Here is a 14,505-nt window from a genome sequence, read left to right as displayed (position 1 = left end):
TTAAAAAAGCAACTACTTCAATACTTAAATTAATATCAAAGTAAGACATTATTTAAACTGATACTCTATAGTCTGTGGCTCAGTCAACACTTCATAAAGAAAGCTGGCTTTTTGTTGTTTAGCTTGGTTGATTTCGTCCGGTGCGTATCCCCTTACCTCTATGGGTTCCATTATTTCGGCCAAGGCATCACCGAGAATCTCCCACCGTTTCCACTGAGGCATACCAATGAAAGCAGGTGAGACTACTATTAAATCGATGTCGCTGTACGGCCCGGCTGTGCCCCTGGCTTGGGAACCGACTAAATACGCCTTTTGGGTGGGAATGCCTTTCTTCTCAAGGATAAGAAGGTATGATTTGACAGTATCTTCTATTCTAGCTGTTGCTTTATGCATTTAATCACGTCCCTAGTTTTTTTTAAGTATTCCCGGGTAACGGGGGGTGGGTAGTCGTCTAAGGCTCTTTTGAGTTCTTCGGGGTACCTGGTTACTATCCCGGCTAGATTTAAACGGGTGACAAACTTGGTTTGCTCATCGGTTAACCTGGCTTGTCCAAGTTTCAACAGATTGACAAGGTTATGGGTTTTGGGAGGTGCTGGCAACATACAGTATTTACCACCTTTCATATTTCATTTTAACACGGCAATGAAATGAAATCAATTAATACCTTTGGCAAGTGGATTTATAAAACCCTGAGCGAGTGCTCGACACGTTCATGTGTCACGCCATCAGCTTCCGCAATTTCCCGGAGTTTTAGGCCCTCAAAGTAATACTTTTTTAGTCGCTTCTGTTGTATCTCCGTGAGCTTGCCGATGGCGGCGAAGAGTTCTTGCATCGGCATCGTTGCAGCACAGCGAAAGCCACCGGTTTCCAGGCATTGATTGCTGAAATAGCCGGTGGATTATCTTTATCATCATCGCCAGATGCCGCAGTCACCGGGTCCGACATTTATATCACCGTCGTAATTCTTGCAGGCCCGGATCATACCCCTTTCCGAACGGACAAACGCGTGTCACCGCGTCATCATCATGGTATGGAAGTATTCTATCTTTTTCCGGCGAAATTTTCCCGATACTCTTGTTCAGTGACCAAATGTATTGAGCGGACTTGCAACAACTTGAAGACATGGCGAAAATAAGTAAAATTTACGATATAATGAACACATAAATACAGATATTTTATTTGGTTACAGGGGTAAGGTTATGCTTGCACTAATAACAACAATTGAAAATAAAGACGACCGGTATAAGGCTACCCAGATTTATAAGCTTTATCGTGGAACCATGCTTTACATAGCCAACAGCATCTTACATGAACCCCATCTGGCGGAGGATGCCGTATCTGAAGCCTTTATCAGAATAATTGATAACCTGGAAAAAATTGATACAATTGACGATCACAAAACAAGGGCATTTGTAGTTATCATAGTTAGAAATATTTCACTTGACCTATTGCGAAGGCAAAACCGCAATCAAACAAAGCCGCTTGAGGACTATATGGGATACTCGGAATATAACGAGCCGGTTTTTGATGATATTGCCGCAAGAGATGCCTGTGATAAAATAGCGAAATCCATAGCTAGGCTGAATAAAAATTATTCGGATATTTTATATCTTAAAATGGAGTTAGAGCATTCAAATAAAGAAATCGCTAAAATACTCGGTATCAGCCAGGAGAATGTTAAAATGCGCCTTAGCCGGGCGCGAAAAGCTGTGAAAAAACAGCTTCAAAAGGAGGGGGACTTTTATGGCCGGCAAGGAACGAAGTGAAATGCTGTTTGATGCTCTGCTAAAAGTAGCCGTTACCGAAACATTCCAGAAAGAATTGGACGCGCTCCCCTCTAATGAAGAATTAAATGAAACCTATAAGCCGTCACCGGAACTGGACAGACGGATTAAAAAGCTTATTTATCAAAGCCAACGAAAGTCAAAAATACGGCATTTTGCAAAGAGATTTGCTAAAGTTGCTGTCTGTATCGCTATAGTGTTTACGTTTTTAAATGCTGTGCTGTTGAGCGTCGAAGCAACGAGAAATTCAATATTTAACGCTATTATTGCCTGGCAGGAAAAATATACGGAAGTGAAATTTGGTGAGTCGAAAAAAGAAAGTCAACAAGACAATGTTTACCGCCCAACTTATTTGCCGGAGGGCTATAAGGAAACAGCTGCTGAAAGGTATGGCAATACATTTACGATAATATACACGAATAATGCCGGGGAGGAAATTCTATTTGACCAGCGGCCGGCGGAATCAGGAACTTCATTAGTAGACAATGAAAATACAGAGTACACAAAAGTTAAAATATCAGACAATACAGCGTATTTGTTTAAGGCAATGACTACAGATGATTCCAATGTATTGATTTGGCAATCAGACGGCTTAGTTTATGAACTGATATCCAAAATCGATAGCACAGAATTAATACGTATCGGAGAAAGCCTGAAAAAATAATTTAAAAATTTTTCAAATAAAAGTGTTACCAAATCATACCTTCAATCGTTTATATAGTAAAGGGCGAAATAATCTCTCAAAAAAAACGAAAGAAGGAATGATAATGATTGTGAGGTTAAAGAAATCTACCTTCCTGCTTTTGGCGCTTGCATTGTACTTTTTCCTGGGAGGAGCGGCGCTCGCCACAGCAAATGATTCACGGAAAACGCTGTCCCCGCAATGGACAAACACCACTTCAGTAAATGTAAATCTTTCTTTTGATGACGGAAAAGGAACTTGCGGCGCTCGTGTGCTTGGCAAATCAGGTGTGACAAAAATCACCGGCAAAGTGGTGTTGGCACGTAAAAACTCGGATGGAACATATACCGCTGTAAAAACATGGAGCAATCTTAAGACTACAGGTGAAAAACTGCTCTTTGATAAGACCTATTATGTGACAACAGGCTATTCATATCGGCTGACGATTACCGCAACGGTTTACCGAAATGGTACCGGTGAAACCGTATCCGGCAGCTATGAGGCTTATGCGAAGTAATATTAGATATATAAATAATTAAAGGGATAAGGTAAGTGTCTAGTAATACAGAAAAAATTTTTTGTTATAAACTTCATATTTTAAGAAGGTGCTCAAAATTGGATAAAAAATTGTGTTATATATTTTCAGCTGTTTTTATAATTGCAGGTAGCATTATCTATACTTTTGAAAGGGCTATTTCTTATTTTGTATGGATTGGAGAGATGAATGCTGCCTCAATTACTGGTAGTTTTCCAAGCCAACCAGAACTAAACCCATTATTTTCTAACGCATTCTTCCTTATATTTATTCTTTTAGGTTTAGCCTTTTTTGTTTTTGGATATAAAAAAAATTAATCAGTATGTACCAGAGATTACGATATCAAAATTGGACTTGGACAATAGGATAGTAGGATTATAGCCCGTCCGCTAATGATTAGAGTATGGCTAATTATCCAGCAGCGCCAGTACATCGGGAAAAGGTTCCAGGGCTCTGCGCAAAATTCCCAGCATATAAGCAATTATTACCCCGTAATTAACAATGGGCACTCCCGCGGCGCTGGCGGCCATCATGCGGGATAACATTTTCCGCCGGTTGATCATGCGCGCGCCGCAGTAGACTACCAGCTTGTAGCTCTCCAGCTCGGTTTGGTTGACTTCCTTTTTGAGAACAGGAGTTGTTGGACCTATGCAAGTAAAAGTCCTCCTATTATATGGGTCTGTATTACCGCCATTTAAACATATTGATAAAATTATAAGAAAATATTACAAATACTATCTGGATGATAAAAGGAAAGGAGACTTTATCGAAGATAATTACCATGAAATTTGGGTTGAGGAAAGATATACAGGACTTAGTTATAGGAAAAATCGTAACTATATAACTGTTGTGCCGGTGAAACAAGAATATTTTTCTAAATTTATAGCAATCTTTAAGGAGTTAAATGGAAATGTATGCTTATGTAAACAAAATCATGAACATCTATATGTAACCATGGCAGGTGTAGAATATGAAGGTTATTGCTTTTACTTAGATAATAACGAAGAAAAGATAATCTTCTTGGAAGAATACTGTGAAAATGAGGAAAAGTGGTTTAGTGTTAATCAGTTAGATGCTTATGCACAAATACCACTGGACAAACGTTGGATTTGCGTAAAGGCAGATGAAGATACCGAAGTTGTATTTAAAGAATGGGTAACAGATGTTCTTAAATCCGTTTGATAAACTGGCTCATACAAGGATTTATGCCTAGTTCTGCTTTATACACTTTAGTATAATCATAACTTCCAGTTATTACGATAATGTGCAGGATGTTCTAAAAAAACAAGCAGAGGTGGCAGGCAGTTTTTACAGCCGTTATTTGTCCGATCAAGATCTGGGAAGGGAAGCCGGGTCTCTCTTGGAGAGTTTTTCCTCAACCACTGCGGCACAGGTGCAAATTATAAACGCCGGGGGAATGGTGCTGGCCGACTCTCAGGGAGCACCGGCTGTGGAAAAACTAACTTTTGACGATATTCAAAGAGCCCGGAAGGGAGAATTGGGCCATTGGCAGGGCAACCTGCCTGATACCGGCGAACCGGCCATGTCTGTAGCCTATCCCCTTAAATCCGGTGACCAGGTGGTGGGAGCAGTTTGCTTTATAACATCCCTCACCGTAATACACGAGGTCGTCAGGAACGTATACAAGGGAACATCGTCAGCGGGCAGCGGAATTGGTCTGTCCATTTGTGATGAAATTGCCAAAAAATCATGCAGATTCCGACAAGACCTAAAACACCACCAAAACAAGTAAGCCACCTTGCATTTTGACCCAAGAAAAGGAAGATTCAATATATTCATTATCATAATGGTAGAGAAAATTACAGCAACCAATCCACTAACAATATATTGACTAGCAATGTAGTTTAAGTAATAACTAAAACCATATAATAAAACACCTTGTAAGGCTATGATAAAATGCTTTTTCATTGATAAGCGTAGAGATATCTTGCGGATTAGGCAAAATAAAATAAAGACAATTGCTGCCAAACCAAACCTATAACTAACAGATAAAACCGGTTCCACTTGACTTAATTGTAAATTTATTGCCAACCAAGTTGTACCTCAAATAATAACAGTTGCCAGGTAGAGTAAAAAATTAGTCATAGCTTTACACTGCGGATCAAAGAGGCCATTGAGCTTTGCCTGGAAGTTGTATAAAAAGCATATTCATATTCTGACAAACCCATTTCCTGAGGCTCTTTGTCCATTTTTTGAATATCTTTATTGAGTGTAATCAATTCTTCAATAACTTCGGTCGCTGTTAAGATCTTGTTGTAGTAATTTTTAATTGAGTTTTCAAGCATCTCCACTAAAGCTTTGCTTTGGATCAGGTTCTTATTTTATCCTATTTCTTCCCGTTAATGCCTTCGCCAAGGGCCAAGGTCATTAAACAGATGATTTTGCTCAGCTGGTCCGGAGTTGCCACCACAGCCGGACACAGCGGTGATAAGCAGCAGCATGCCAATCATCAATAAGATTATTCCTTTCCGCTGCTCATTAGTATAATTTGACGTTCCGTACAAGCAGTCCTGCTGCCCATAAATCTTCCCCTGGATAAGTATATTGGAATAAAAGCAGCAATCTTATACCTCTTAAGCCAAGGGATTCAATAATCCACAAAGCAGGGTGCAAGCAGCCTTGCTTTGTGGATTATGCTATAAATTTACTGCGGGATTCCGTAGAAAAAATTTCAAAACTACTTGACATTTGCTTTCAGGAAGGTTATAGTATTTAAAAAGTATACTAAATATGTACACTTTAGCTATGAGGTAATAGTAAATGAGGCTAAACCAAGCAACAGACTATGCTTTCCGGGCGGTTTTATATTTGTCCAGTTTACCTAAAGGGCAGGTGATAGAGGCCAGGGTTATAGCCGAAAACGAGAAAATCCCCATACGCTTCATGCTCAAGATACTCCGCCTGTTAACCCAAGCCGGGATTGTTGAATCCTACCGGGGAGTTGGCGGTGGCTATGCGCTGGCTAAAGTGCCGGGGGAAATTACCCTGAAGGACGTTGTTGAAGCGGTGGAGGGACCGGTGCGCATTAACAGGTGTTTAATTGCTCCCGAGGAGTGCAATAAGCGAAATACCGCTAAATGTTCCATTCATAAAGCCCTTTATTCAATTCAACAGACCATCAACCGGGAATTGGAGCGCTATGACTTTGATACTCTAAGCAAGCGATAACTTGGAAACGAACTGGCCACCCGTACCGGGCAAAAGTATAGGGGATGTGTGCCTGATTTATTTAATGCCCGTAAGTGTACTATAATAGTATACTTTAGCAGCTATTAAGTAATATTTACAGTAAACATGATTTGCCAACTTTAGCAACTTAACATGCTTAATAGCATCTAAATATGCTTATCTAAAAGTATACAAATTAAGTATAGTATATCAATGTAGGAGGTTGTATGTAATGAAAATGTGTGATTCAGCGGACGTTAAGCTAATTGACTTTATGCGTAGTAAGACCGGTGTGAAGACTTCATTCCACCGCGTACCCGACCAGGCGATCAAATGCGGGTTCGGCATGCAGGGGGTATGCTGCCGGTTGTGTTCCAACGGTCCCTGCCGTATTACCCCGCAAAGCCCCAAAGGTGTCTGCGGGGCCAGCGCTGATACCATTGTGGCCCGCAACTTCTTGCGGGCGGTGGCTGCCGGGGCGGCCTGTTACTTGCATATAGTGGAGAACGCTGCTTCCAACCTTAAAGCGGTTGGCCTTGGAAGCACCGGGCTAACGATTAAGGAACCGGAACTATTGAATGAACTGGCCGAACTGATGGGGGTTGAGGAAAGTGACCCGGCCAGTCAGGCTGTTGCGGTTGCTAATCTGGTGTTGGAAGACCTGTACCGGCCCAGGGGCCGGGAGATGACCCAGGTTGGTAATCTGGCTTATAAACCCAGGCTGAAGCGCTGGAGAGAGTTGGGTATCATTCCCGGCGGTGCTAAGTCCGAAGTTTTCGATGCCATTGTAAAAACCAGCACCAACCTGTCCAGCGACCCCGTAGATATGCTGCTGCACGCCCTGAAGCTGGGTATTGCTACCGGCTTATACGGTTTGACCCTAACTAACTATCTAAATGATATAATGCTGGGTGCACCGGAAATCAGGATAGCTAAAGTGGGCTTTTCCGTAGTCGATCCGGACTATATTAATATTATGGTTACCGGCCACCAGCACTCTTTAATTGGAGTTTTGCAGGAGCGTTTAGCCGCTCCCGGTGCTTCCGCCATAGCCGAGCAGGCCGGGGCCAGGGGATTTAAAATTGTCGGATGCACCTGCGTAGGCCAGGACTTGCAGCTGCGGGGGGCACATTGCGCCAATGTTTTTGCCGGCCATGCCGGAAACAATTTTACCAGCGAGGCGTTGCTGGCCACCGGGGGTATTGACCTGCTGGTTTCCGAATTTAATTGTACCGTGCCCGGGCTGGAACCGCTCTGCGAACAGTTTATGGTGAGGCAGTTATGCCTGGATGATGTGGCTAAAAAGGCCAACGCCGAATATATCGGGTTTGATATTCAGGCGGGCGATGCGCTGGCCCAAAAGGTTATGCAGGCCGCTTTGGATAGCTATAATAACCGGCGGGGTAAGGTGGAGGTGGATGTGCCGGTCCATGGTTACGATGACGCGCTTACCGGCGTCAGTGAAAAATCACTGCAGAAATTCCTGGGCGGTACCTTTAAGCCCCTGATAGATTTAATAGTCGCTGGTACCATTAAAGGGGTTGCCGCCGTGGTGGGCTGCTCCAATCTTACTGCCAAGGGGCATGATGTATTTACCGTGGAGCTGACCAAGGAACTGATTAAACGTGATATTATCGTCCTTTCCGCGGGCTGCACCAGCGGCGGTTTGGAAAACTGCGGCCTGATGTCCCCGGCTGCCGCGGAGATGGCGGGTGAGGGACTGAAGGGAGTATGCCGAAAGCTGGGTATTCCCCCGGTATTGAACTTCGGACCCTGCTTGGCCATTGGCCGCCTGGAAATAGTGGCCACTGAACTGGCCCGGGCGTTAAAAATTGACATCCCCCAATTACCCCTGGTGCTGTCCGCACCCCAGTGGTTGGAGGAGCAGGCCCTGGCTGATGGAGCCTTCGGGCTGGCCCTGGGTTTACCCCTGCATCTGGCCATACCGCCCTTTGTAACCGGGAGTAAACTGGTGAGCCGTGTGTTGACTGAGGATATGGAACAGCTCACCGGCGGTAGGGTGATTCTGGAGGGAGAAATTGTACCGGCAGCCGAGAAGCTGGCGGAAATCATTGAACAAAAAAGAAAAGCCCTGGGGTTATAGGGGGGATGAGCAATGAGACGGATACTGATTAATAGGGAACTGTGTCAGGGCTGCCGGAACTGCCAGCTGGCCTGTATGGCAGAGCATACCGAAGCTAAATCGGTGTTAACCCTGGACCTGGAAGACCCGGCCAACCAAGCCCGGAATTTCGTTGAAGCAGGTGTTGATGGCCGGCCGGTGCCCCTGTTGTGCCGGCACTGTGATGACCCGGCCTGCGCTACCGCCTGCATGTCCGGGGCGTTGCGCAAGGACCCGCAAACAGGTATCGTGGAGCATGACCCGGTTAGATGTGCCGGGTGCTGGATGTGCGTGATGTCCTGCCCTTATGGGATTATTCGCCCGGATAAACGGGCGGGCAAAACAACGGTTAAGTGTGATTTTTGTGCCACCAGGCCTGTGCCCCGCTGTGTACAGGCCTGCCCCAGCGGTGCCATAACCCTGATTGAACTGGATAGTCAGGGCGGGTTGAAAGAAGTCATCCCTCAGGAACAAACCCCTGAAAGCGAGGTGGGTATGCGATGAAATACTTGATTTTAGGGGCCAGCGCCGCCGGTATCAGCGCCGCCAGGGCGATTCGCCGGCTGGATGCCGGTGGTAAGATTACCGTCATTAGTAAGGATGAGCGTATCTATTCCCGCTGTATGCTGCACCATATCATCAGCGGGCAGAGGTCCGAGGCCGAAACCCGTTTCGTGGAGGATGATTTTTTTAAACAAAACAATATCCGCTGGCTGCCCGGCCGGGAGGCGGTTACAATGGATGTTGTTTCAAAGGAAGTACAACTCTCGGATGGAGCAGTCCACCGGTATGACCAGCTGCTCATTGCCACCGGGGCCTCCTCTGTGATGCCGCCGGTGGAAAACCTGGGCCGCGGCAAGCAGGTACGGGCGCTGCGTAACCTGGAGGACGCCCGGGATATTACCCGGTTGTCCGGCGGGACCGCCACCGCGGCTGTTATCGGTGCCGGGTTGGTAGGCATGGACGCCGCTTATGCCCTGGCCGAACGGGGGGTAAAGGTAACGGTGGTGGAAGTGGCGGGGCATATTCTGCTTCTGCAGTTGGATATAAGGGCGGCCAGAAGTTATGAACAGTTATGCCGGGAGCATAATATGGAATTTATATTTAACGACATGGTTGCCTCGGTAATGCTGGACGAACAAGATAACGTCCAGGGATTGAAGCTTAAAAGCGGCAGGACGGTGCCTTGCGGTATGGTGGTGGTGGCCGCCGGGGTCAAGCCCAACATTGATTTTCTAAAGGATACACCGGTAGAAACAGGCCGGGGGATTAAGGTAAACGACCGCCAGCAAACCTCAGTGGCCGGGATATACGCGGCGGGAGACGTTTGCGAATCCCTGGAGTCGTTTACCGGCAGGATAATGCCTACGCCCATCTGGCCGGCGGCGGTCCGGCAGGGTTGGGTAGCCGGCAGCAATATGGCCGGCAAACCCGTTCGCCTGAAGGGTAATTTTGCCTTTCAAAATTCCATGACCTTTTTCGGTTTGCCATCGGTATCATTTGGAACAATAAACCCGCCTGACGAAAGTTTCCGGGAACTAGTGGATGACCAGGGAACTGCCGGTTATAAAAAGGTGTTATTACAGGACGGGCGTATTAAAGGCGCCATCTTGCAGGGGGATATCAGCGGAGCCGGCCTTTTTGGGGCGCTAATTAAAAACGGCATAGACATATCCGGGTTGGAGCATCGGATATTTGAGCTTAGTTACGCTGATTTCTTTGCCCAAAAGGAGAATGGGGAATTTTATTTTAAATAGTTGGTTTTATAACCGATTTAGAAATAACGGCTCTTTACAGGGGGCCGTTATTTCTTTTGATTTCATCCTTTTTGCTATGCCGCATTAGCGGAATGAATGTATATTTGAAAAAACGTTATTGTGGTAAAATATTCAAAAGGGGGGTGGGTAAATGCCACGGCCAGTCAAATGACGATGCGATATACTTATAAAGAGTATTTACAATTACCTGGTGATTGTAGCTGCGAGATAATAAATGGTGAACTGTTTGCAATGACCCCAGCACCTACTGTACGGCACCAATTGGTTTTGCGCAATATACTGCTAATTCTTGCGGATCGCTTGAAAGGTAACGGGTGCGAGGTTATCAGTGCACCGTGCGATGTATTGTTGTCTGAAGGTGAAAAAGATATAGAGGATACCTCCACCATTGTACAGCCCGATATTTTTGTTGTATGTGATAAGTCCAAACTTAAAGAAAAATATTGTCTTGGTGCCCCGGGCCTGATAGTGGAAATCGTATCACCATCAAGGCCGTCCATGGACTATGTAAAAAAGTTACATATCTATGAGAAATACGGTGTGAAGGAATATTGGATTGTAAATTATAAGCAGCAAGAGGTTATGGTTTATAAATTATGCGGCAACGAGTACGGGGTACCTAAAACATATGTGAACGGGTACATTGAACCCGGTATTTTCGGTGATTTGATGCTGGCGTTAAAAGATGTATTTGCATAAAATTGATCAAGCCGGTTGCTGCTTAAAGATATCATCCCCGTGTTAAAAGGGGACTGGCATAATTTATGAGCCTAGTACTTTTCTTAAATCTGCTTCCCCTTGAAAACTTGTTTTACGGAACTATCGCCTCGTGGCGTAAGAAAGTAAAATTATAGATATATCTTTCCAGCATCACCATCTACAGTAATTAAATGACCACCTTTTATTATCTTCATGACGCCCGGAACGTTCACCACCGCTGGAATACCGTATTCCCTTGCCACAATAGCTCCGTGGGATATAAATCCTCCCGTTTCCATCACTATGGCAGAGGCCCTTAAAAACAGAGGTGTCCAGGCAGGGTCGGTTGATGGAGCCACCAAAACTTCACCACCCTGCAGCTTGCCACCTTCATCGGGGTGATAAATCAGCCTGGCTGAACCGGAAGCACTGCCCGCGGCCACGCCCATACCCGCCAAAACATTGCTCGTACCTGCGGTAACAGACTCCATGAACTTGGGCACATCGTCGATAATCAAATCGGGGGGGAAAGAGCTTCCATTTCTTTCATTTTTGCCTTCCGCCCGGTCACCAAGGCAGCCAACCCCCTGCCGTCTCAATTCCCCCTCAAAATGGAATCTAGTTCAGTCCAGGTACAGTGATATATGTCGCCTTGTTCTTCAAGTATGCCTCTTACAACAAACCGGCGGCCAACCTCCTGGAACACCATGCGCTGGGGCTCAAAAAACTTAACCAGCACAGACTTGGTCATTTCCCTTAGTTCCGTACTCTTCAGGGCTTGTTTTAACCAGTATTTAATCAACGTTCGCCGGTAAAAGGGAAACTTCCGGTTAACTTCCCGCCAGGCTCCATCCGTTTTTTCTTTCTGCCGGGCTCTTAACCTTCCGATGTCAGCGGTGTCAATGGTGCTCCTGATTATATTCAGGAGGTAGGAAGGGTCTTCCCGCCAGCGAGGATTTATGACATCCAATTCATATATACCACGATGCCCGTATTCCATCAGGTCTTCTTCATTATCCCGAGCCAGTAGTTAAAGCGGTATTCATCCGGCTCAACAGCGCAGCCTTAGTGCCTGGATGGAAAAATATTTTCAAATGGCAATCAAAGGGATCCGGTCAGAAGCTGTGACAAAAAAAATCACCCTCCACCTTCGTAGGTTTAGGGATTATTTTTATGAGCTATACGGCCATGAACGTATTTCAGCATGTCTCAAGCTTGATATTGTACCTGGCAGTCATCACTTAAGGATCAAAAGCTGGCCGCATCAACCATTAATAACCACCTGGCGGATAATAGATTTCTATGTAGTGTAATTTGCCAAGAGTTATCCGGGGGAATATTAGTCTTAAAGAAATTATTTCAGCAAGAAATAAACGCAAAAGGGAATTAAAGAAAATGATAGGTGATCACAACCAGATTATAGAAAAATTTCTTGAAATACACAATAAAGAAAATACTACTATTAAATCAAAATCATCAGGATCATAATCCTAGCATAGAAAGTGAAAATATCAAAATAAAGCTAAGGAGTATATAATTTCTCTTTTCGGAAGTGGCTTGGGGTAACGTGCAATATTTTTATTGGTCACGGAATAGGATTAGATGCCAATGAGCCTCCCGAATTATTTGCAAAATCAAACTTTATTGAGAGGGGGTTGAAAGATTATTTTAGCACAACTGGTTTCATTGACTTATTACCGCTGGCATTAAAGTTAGCTGACCAGGCAGGGTGCGGTAAAAATGAAATTATTGAGGCGATTTGCAAGGTGGCTGATAAACATAAAATGTATCCGCCCCAGCGTAATAGAACAGCTTGGTTTGCCAGGGTTTTTCAGGAAAAATTGGACGAGGCGAGGGCCGATATTTTAAGGAGGAATTATTTGCAGGGTTTGTAATGTGTATTTAAGCCAGCTGCTCTTATTGGAGGCTGGCATTTTGTTTTTGGATTGACCACTGTTATAGTCCCGATGCGCTAAACAAATCCATGATGAAAATAGCATTATAGTACCGACACTTTTCATCGGATTTAACCGTCAAATCTAAGTGGAATCAACACAATATAAAAGCAGTAAAAAATCGGGATGCTCGGCAATATAAGGGCTTAGATGATAAGGATTTAAGAAAACTTCGGGCAGAGATTCACCGAAACTGCAATCCACTTCATATTTGTATTATAGAAGTATTGCTTGGAACAGGGCTTCGGGTAAGCGAGCTTTGCGGTTTAAGGCTTCAGAATATAGAAATATCCGAACGTAAAGGCTCTCTAAGGGTTATCGGTAAAGGAAATATAAATAGGAAGCTTCCACTTAATAAGGATGTTCGGAAAGCAATTAAAGAATACCTTGCGGTTAGGCCAGAAAGTGACACTGACTTCCTATTAATAGGACAGCGTGGAGCCCTAAAACGAAATGCGATTAACTTAATCCTTAAAAAATATGGTCAAAGGGTAATGGTTGAGGTAACGCCGCACCGCGTTAGGCATACACTAGGATATAGGCTTGTTAAATCCAAAAACACAGCAATTACAACGATTCAGCAGATTCTCGGCCACGATAGCATTATGACCACTAACCTTTATACCGTCACAACCGAGCAGGACAAAGTAGATGCCCTGGAAGCCTTAGAGTGGTAAGCAAAATCACTCTTTTTTAATGCACCTTTCCCAATGGGAGGGGTGCTTCTATTTATGAAAAATTACCCCGGCAACTGATGGTGTGAAAATTTTTTTGACATTTTTACGGAGAAAATCTATTATAATAATATGAAAAATTTCAGAAAACGGCTGCAACACTACAAAGAACTGTTCTTGTTTAGGGTTCATGTGTTATAATTTAATTGGCAAAGAAGGAGGGATGATGGAATGACTAAAATAAATAAGTCAAACATAATAGGTTTAACAAAAGAGAAAAAGAATTTGTTTAAAAGCTTAGTTGGGTCAGCATCATCACCTAAAATTGATTTAAATAAGGTTAGGGATGAATGGAAATATGGTAAAAGTGGATTTCAATGTAAATTTTAGCGGGTTTCAAAAAAGTGAAGATATTTTAGTTGATACGGGAGTTCTTCTTGCGTTGCTAAATGAATACGATTCTTGGCATGAAACAGTATCTAATTTATTTGAAAACTTTGTTTTCAATAATGATGATACTTTATTTTTATATATCAACCCATGTATTCAAAATGAATTGACAAATCTGATAAGTAATGGAAAGCCTTTGGAGTGGTATGGAATCAAACACCCTGATTTTAGTATTACTAAAGATGAAATTGACGTAATAGAAAGAAATTCAATAGATGCACTTCAAAAGCTTATTGATAATGATATTCTTATTATACTCGATTCTAATAAGGAAAGTTCCCTGCAACAGTTGAAACTATATAAGGAACTAGGGGCAGCAGATGCAATAAACGCAACACTTGCTAATGTTTATGGAATAAGCTTTTTGACTGTTGATAACAAACTAGTTAATAACATGATTGATAACGCCGATAAATTAGAAGACATTCAAAACTTGTATTACACAACACCAGTTCATAAAACTTATTAATTAAACTAAACGATTGCGTGGCAATAACTACCATTATAGAAAGGAGCCTAAATGCAAACAATAAATCAACACCATCACCGCCAAAACCTTCTGCTATTGCAATACATGAACAAATACTTCTCCCCGGCCAAGATAGAAGAACTTGTCGGGGAGTTTTCATTTTCAAGC

General features: G+C 43.6%; 21 protein-coding genes and 2 pseudogenes. 15 read left to right on the top strand and 8 right to left on the bottom strand.

Annotation, left to right across the window (positions count from 1 at the left end):
• Window positions 1-48 precede the first annotated feature (48 nt).
• The 3 genes from DESGI_RS14730 to DESGI_RS26485 all read right to left on the bottom strand — a co-directional run bounded on the left by DESGI_RS14730 (window position 49) and on the right by DESGI_RS26485 (window position 832).
• Complete coding sequence (locus tag DESGI_RS14730) at window positions 49-393, bottom strand: nucleotidyltransferase domain-containing protein (protein WP_006520663.1); 345 nt, start codon at window positions 391-393, stop codon at window positions 49-51.
• A complete protein-coding gene (locus DESGI_RS14725; protein WP_006520664.1) occupies window positions 369-602 on the bottom strand; it encodes a HEPN domain-containing protein in 234 nt (77 codons plus the stop codon). The genes DESGI_RS14730 and DESGI_RS14725 overlap by 25 nt, the downstream gene beginning before the upstream one ends.
• Window positions 603-679: 77 nt before the next feature.
• Window positions 680-832, bottom strand: coding sequence for a sigma factor-like helix-turn-helix DNA-binding protein (locus tag DESGI_RS26485; RefSeq protein ID WP_353740046.1), 153 nt, complete (start codon window positions 830-832; stop codon window positions 680-682).
• Between the two features lie 367 nt (window positions 833-1,199).
• Between DESGI_RS26485 and DESGI_RS14720 the strand changes: the two genes are divergently transcribed.
• The 4 genes from DESGI_RS14720 to DESGI_RS14705 all read left to right on the top strand — a co-directional run bounded on the left by DESGI_RS14720 (window position 1,200) and on the right by DESGI_RS14705 (window position 3,318).
• Window positions 1,200-1,766, top strand: coding sequence for an RNA polymerase sigma factor (locus tag DESGI_RS14720; protein WP_006520665.1), 567 nt, complete (start codon window positions 1,200-1,202; stop codon window positions 1,764-1,766).
• Window positions 1,744-2,448, top strand: a complete 705-nt coding sequence (locus DESGI_RS14715; protein WP_006520666.1) for a DUF4367 domain-containing protein — start codon at window positions 1,744-1,746, stop codon at window positions 2,446-2,448. The genes DESGI_RS14720 and DESGI_RS14715 overlap by 23 nt, the downstream gene beginning before the upstream one ends.
• 103 nt (window positions 2,449-2,551) lie before the next feature.
• Complete coding sequence (locus tag DESGI_RS14710; RefSeq protein WP_006520667.1) at window positions 2,552-2,983, top strand: PH domain-containing protein; 432 nt, start codon at window positions 2,552-2,554, stop codon at window positions 2,981-2,983.
• A gap of 98 nt (window positions 2,984-3,081) precedes the next feature.
• Window positions 3,082-3,318 carry a hypothetical protein gene (locus DESGI_RS14705; protein ID WP_006520668.1) on the top strand — a complete coding sequence of 79 codons (237 nt, stop codon included), beginning with the start codon at window positions 3,082-3,084 and terminating at the stop codon, window positions 3,316-3,318.
• A gap of 90 nt (window positions 3,319-3,408) precedes the next feature.
• Here the strand turns inward: DESGI_RS14705 and DESGI_RS25755 are convergent.
• Window positions 3,409-3,603, bottom strand: a pseudogene (locus DESGI_RS25755) ([FeFe] hydrogenase H-cluster maturation GTPase HydF); the annotation flags it as partial.
• Window positions 3,604-3,649: 46 nt separating this feature from the next.
• On the opposite strand from DESGI_RS25755, the gene DESGI_RS14700 reads away from it, so the two are divergent.
• On the top strand, window positions 3,650-4,183 hold the full coding sequence (locus DESGI_RS14700; RefSeq protein WP_006520669.1) for a hypothetical protein: 534 nt from the start codon (window positions 3,650-3,652) through the stop codon (window positions 4,181-4,183).
• A gap of 178 nt (window positions 4,184-4,361) precedes the next feature.
• Window positions 4,362-4,754 (top strand): hypothetical protein, encoded by a 393-nt coding sequence (locus tag DESGI_RS24665; RefSeq protein ID WP_245561101.1) that lies wholly within the window; start codon window positions 4,362-4,364, stop codon window positions 4,752-4,754.
• Between the two features lie 47 nt (window positions 4,755-4,801).
• Here DESGI_RS24665 and DESGI_RS26480 read toward each other — a convergent pair.
• Window positions 4,802-5,053, bottom strand: a pseudogene (locus DESGI_RS26480) (EamA family transporter); the annotation flags it as partial.
• Between the two features lie 50 nt (window positions 5,054-5,103).
• A complete protein-coding gene (locus DESGI_RS14690; protein WP_281168128.1) occupies window positions 5,104-5,331 on the bottom strand; it encodes a type I restriction enzyme endonuclease domain-containing protein in 228 nt (75 codons plus the stop codon).
• 451 nt (window positions 5,332-5,782) lie between these two features.
• On the opposite strand from DESGI_RS14690, the gene DESGI_RS14685 reads away from it, so the two are divergent.
• The 5 genes from DESGI_RS14685 (at window position 5,783) to DESGI_RS14665 (ending at window position 10,789) form a co-directional block, all read left to right on the top strand.
• Window positions 5,783-6,190: an RrF2 family transcriptional regulator gene (locus DESGI_RS14685; RefSeq protein ID WP_006520672.1), complete on the top strand. Its 408-nt coding sequence runs from the start codon at window positions 5,783-5,785 to the stop codon at window positions 6,188-6,190.
• A gap of 232 nt (window positions 6,191-6,422) precedes the next feature.
• Window positions 6,423-8,294 carry an anaerobic carbon-monoxide dehydrogenase catalytic subunit gene (gene cooS / locus DESGI_RS14680; RefSeq protein WP_006520673.1) on the top strand — a complete coding sequence of 624 codons (1,872 nt, stop codon included), beginning with the start codon at window positions 6,423-6,425 and terminating at the stop codon, window positions 8,292-8,294.
• Window positions 8,295-8,306: 12 nt separating this feature from the next.
• Entirely contained in the window at window positions 8,307-8,816 is a 510-nt protein-coding gene (locus tag DESGI_RS14675) for a 4Fe-4S dicluster domain-containing protein (RefSeq protein WP_006520674.1), read from the top strand.
• Window positions 8,813-10,069: an NAD(P)/FAD-dependent oxidoreductase gene (locus DESGI_RS14670; protein WP_006520675.1), complete on the top strand. Its 1,257-nt coding sequence runs from the start codon at window positions 8,813-8,815 to the stop codon at window positions 10,067-10,069. Before DESGI_RS14675 ends, DESGI_RS14670 begins: the two co-directional genes overlap by 4 nt.
• Before the next feature lie 168 nt (window positions 10,070-10,237).
• Window positions 10,238-10,789, top strand: a complete 552-nt coding sequence (locus DESGI_RS14665) for a Uma2 family endonuclease (RefSeq protein ID WP_006520676.1) — start codon at window positions 10,238-10,240, stop codon at window positions 10,787-10,789.
• Window positions 10,790-10,938: 149 nt separating this feature from the next.
• Here the strand turns inward: DESGI_RS14665 and DESGI_RS25750 are convergent, their stop codons facing one another.
• Complete coding sequence (locus tag DESGI_RS25750) at window positions 10,939-11,388, bottom strand: PEP-utilizing enzyme (protein ID WP_006520677.1); 450 nt, start codon at window positions 11,386-11,388, stop codon at window positions 10,939-10,941.
• On the bottom strand, window positions 11,385-11,789 hold the full coding sequence (locus DESGI_RS25745) for a hypothetical protein (protein WP_006520678.1): 405 nt from the start codon (window positions 11,787-11,789) through the stop codon (window positions 11,385-11,387). Before DESGI_RS25745 ends, DESGI_RS25750 begins: the two co-directional genes overlap by 4 nt.
• 655 nt (window positions 11,790-12,444) lie before the next feature.
• Here DESGI_RS25745 and DESGI_RS14650 point away from each other — a divergent pair.
• The 4 genes from DESGI_RS14650 to DESGI_RS14640 all read left to right on the top strand — a co-directional run bounded on the left by DESGI_RS14650 (window position 12,445) and on the right by DESGI_RS14640 (window position 14,337).
• Window positions 12,445-12,684: a hypothetical protein gene (locus tag DESGI_RS14650; protein WP_006520679.1), complete on the top strand. Its 240-nt coding sequence runs from the start codon at window positions 12,445-12,447 to the stop codon at window positions 12,682-12,684.
• A gap of 164 nt (window positions 12,685-12,848) precedes the next feature.
• Window positions 12,849-13,421, top strand: a complete 573-nt coding sequence (locus DESGI_RS14645) for a tyrosine-type recombinase/integrase (RefSeq protein WP_083939868.1) — start codon at window positions 12,849-12,851, stop codon at window positions 13,419-13,421.
• A gap of 228 nt (window positions 13,422-13,649) precedes the next feature.
• Complete coding sequence (locus tag DESGI_RS24655; protein ID WP_006520681.1) at window positions 13,650-13,808, top strand: hypothetical protein; 159 nt, start codon at window positions 13,650-13,652, stop codon at window positions 13,806-13,808.
• Complete coding sequence (locus DESGI_RS14640) at window positions 13,777-14,337, top strand: PIN domain-containing protein (protein WP_041284917.1); 561 nt, start codon at window positions 13,777-13,779, stop codon at window positions 14,335-14,337. The genes DESGI_RS24655 and DESGI_RS14640 overlap by 32 nt, the downstream gene beginning before the upstream one ends.
• The last annotated feature ends 168 nt before the right edge of the window (window positions 14,338-14,505 follow it).

It is taken from the genome of Desulfoscipio gibsoniae DSM 7213 (assembly GCF_000233715.2).
Classification (GTDB): Bacteria; Bacillota; Desulfotomaculia; order Desulfotomaculales; family Desulfallaceae; genus Sporotomaculum; species Sporotomaculum gibsoniae.
The sequence above is the reverse complement of the archived record's forward strand: the minus strand, read 5'-3'. Positions and strand labels throughout refer to the sequence as shown.

Excerpts from the sequence above, each read along its gene's own strand:
- DESGI_RS14730 (WP_006520663.1), bottom strand. The coding sequence starts at position 393 with ATGCATAAAGCAACAGCTAGAATAGAAGATACTGTCAAATCATACCTT.
- cooS (WP_006520673.1), top strand. The coding sequence starts at position 6,423 with ATGAAAATGTGTGATTCAGCGGACGTTAAGCTAATTGACTTTATGCGT.
- DESGI_RS14700 (WP_006520669.1), top strand. The coding sequence starts at position 3,650 with ATGCAAGTAAAAGTCCTCCTATTATATGGGTCTGTATTACCGCCATTT.
- DESGI_RS25745 (WP_006520678.1), bottom strand. The coding sequence starts at position 11,789 with ATGGAATACGGGCATCGTGGTATATATGAATTGGATGTCATAAATCCT.
- DESGI_RS14725 (WP_006520664.1), bottom strand. The coding sequence starts at position 602 with ATGTTGCCAGCACCTCCCAAAACCCATAACCTTGTCAATCTGTTGAAA.
- DESGI_RS14710 (WP_006520667.1), top strand. The coding sequence starts at position 2,552 with ATGATTGTGAGGTTAAAGAAATCTACCTTCCTGCTTTTGGCGCTTGCA.
- DESGI_RS14665 (WP_006520676.1), top strand. The coding sequence starts at position 10,238 with ATGACGATGCGATATACTTATAAAGAGTATTTACAATTACCTGGTGAT.
- DESGI_RS14675 (WP_006520674.1), top strand. The coding sequence starts at position 8,307 with ATGAGACGGATACTGATTAATAGGGAACTGTGTCAGGGCTGCCGGAAC.
- DESGI_RS14640 (WP_041284917.1), top strand. The coding sequence starts at position 13,777 with ATGGTAAAAGTGGATTTCAATGTAAATTTTAGCGGGTTTCAAAAAAGT.
- DESGI_RS14720 (WP_006520665.1), top strand. The coding sequence starts at position 1,200 with ATGCTTGCACTAATAACAACAATTGAAAATAAAGACGACCGGTATAAG.
- DESGI_RS24655 (WP_006520681.1), top strand. The coding sequence starts at position 13,650 with ATGACTAAAATAAATAAGTCAAACATAATAGGTTTAACAAAAGAGAAA.
- DESGI_RS14685 (WP_006520672.1), top strand. The coding sequence starts at position 5,783 with ATGAGGCTAAACCAAGCAACAGACTATGCTTTCCGGGCGGTTTTATAT.
- DESGI_RS26485 (WP_353740046.1), bottom strand. The coding sequence starts at position 832 with ATGCAAGAACTCTTCGCCGCCATCGGCAAGCTCACGGAGATACAACAG.
- DESGI_RS14670 (WP_006520675.1), top strand. The coding sequence starts at position 8,813 with ATGAAATACTTGATTTTAGGGGCCAGCGCCGCCGGTATCAGCGCCGCC.
- DESGI_RS14715 (WP_006520666.1), top strand. The coding sequence starts at position 1,744 with ATGGCCGGCAAGGAACGAAGTGAAATGCTGTTTGATGCTCTGCTAAAA.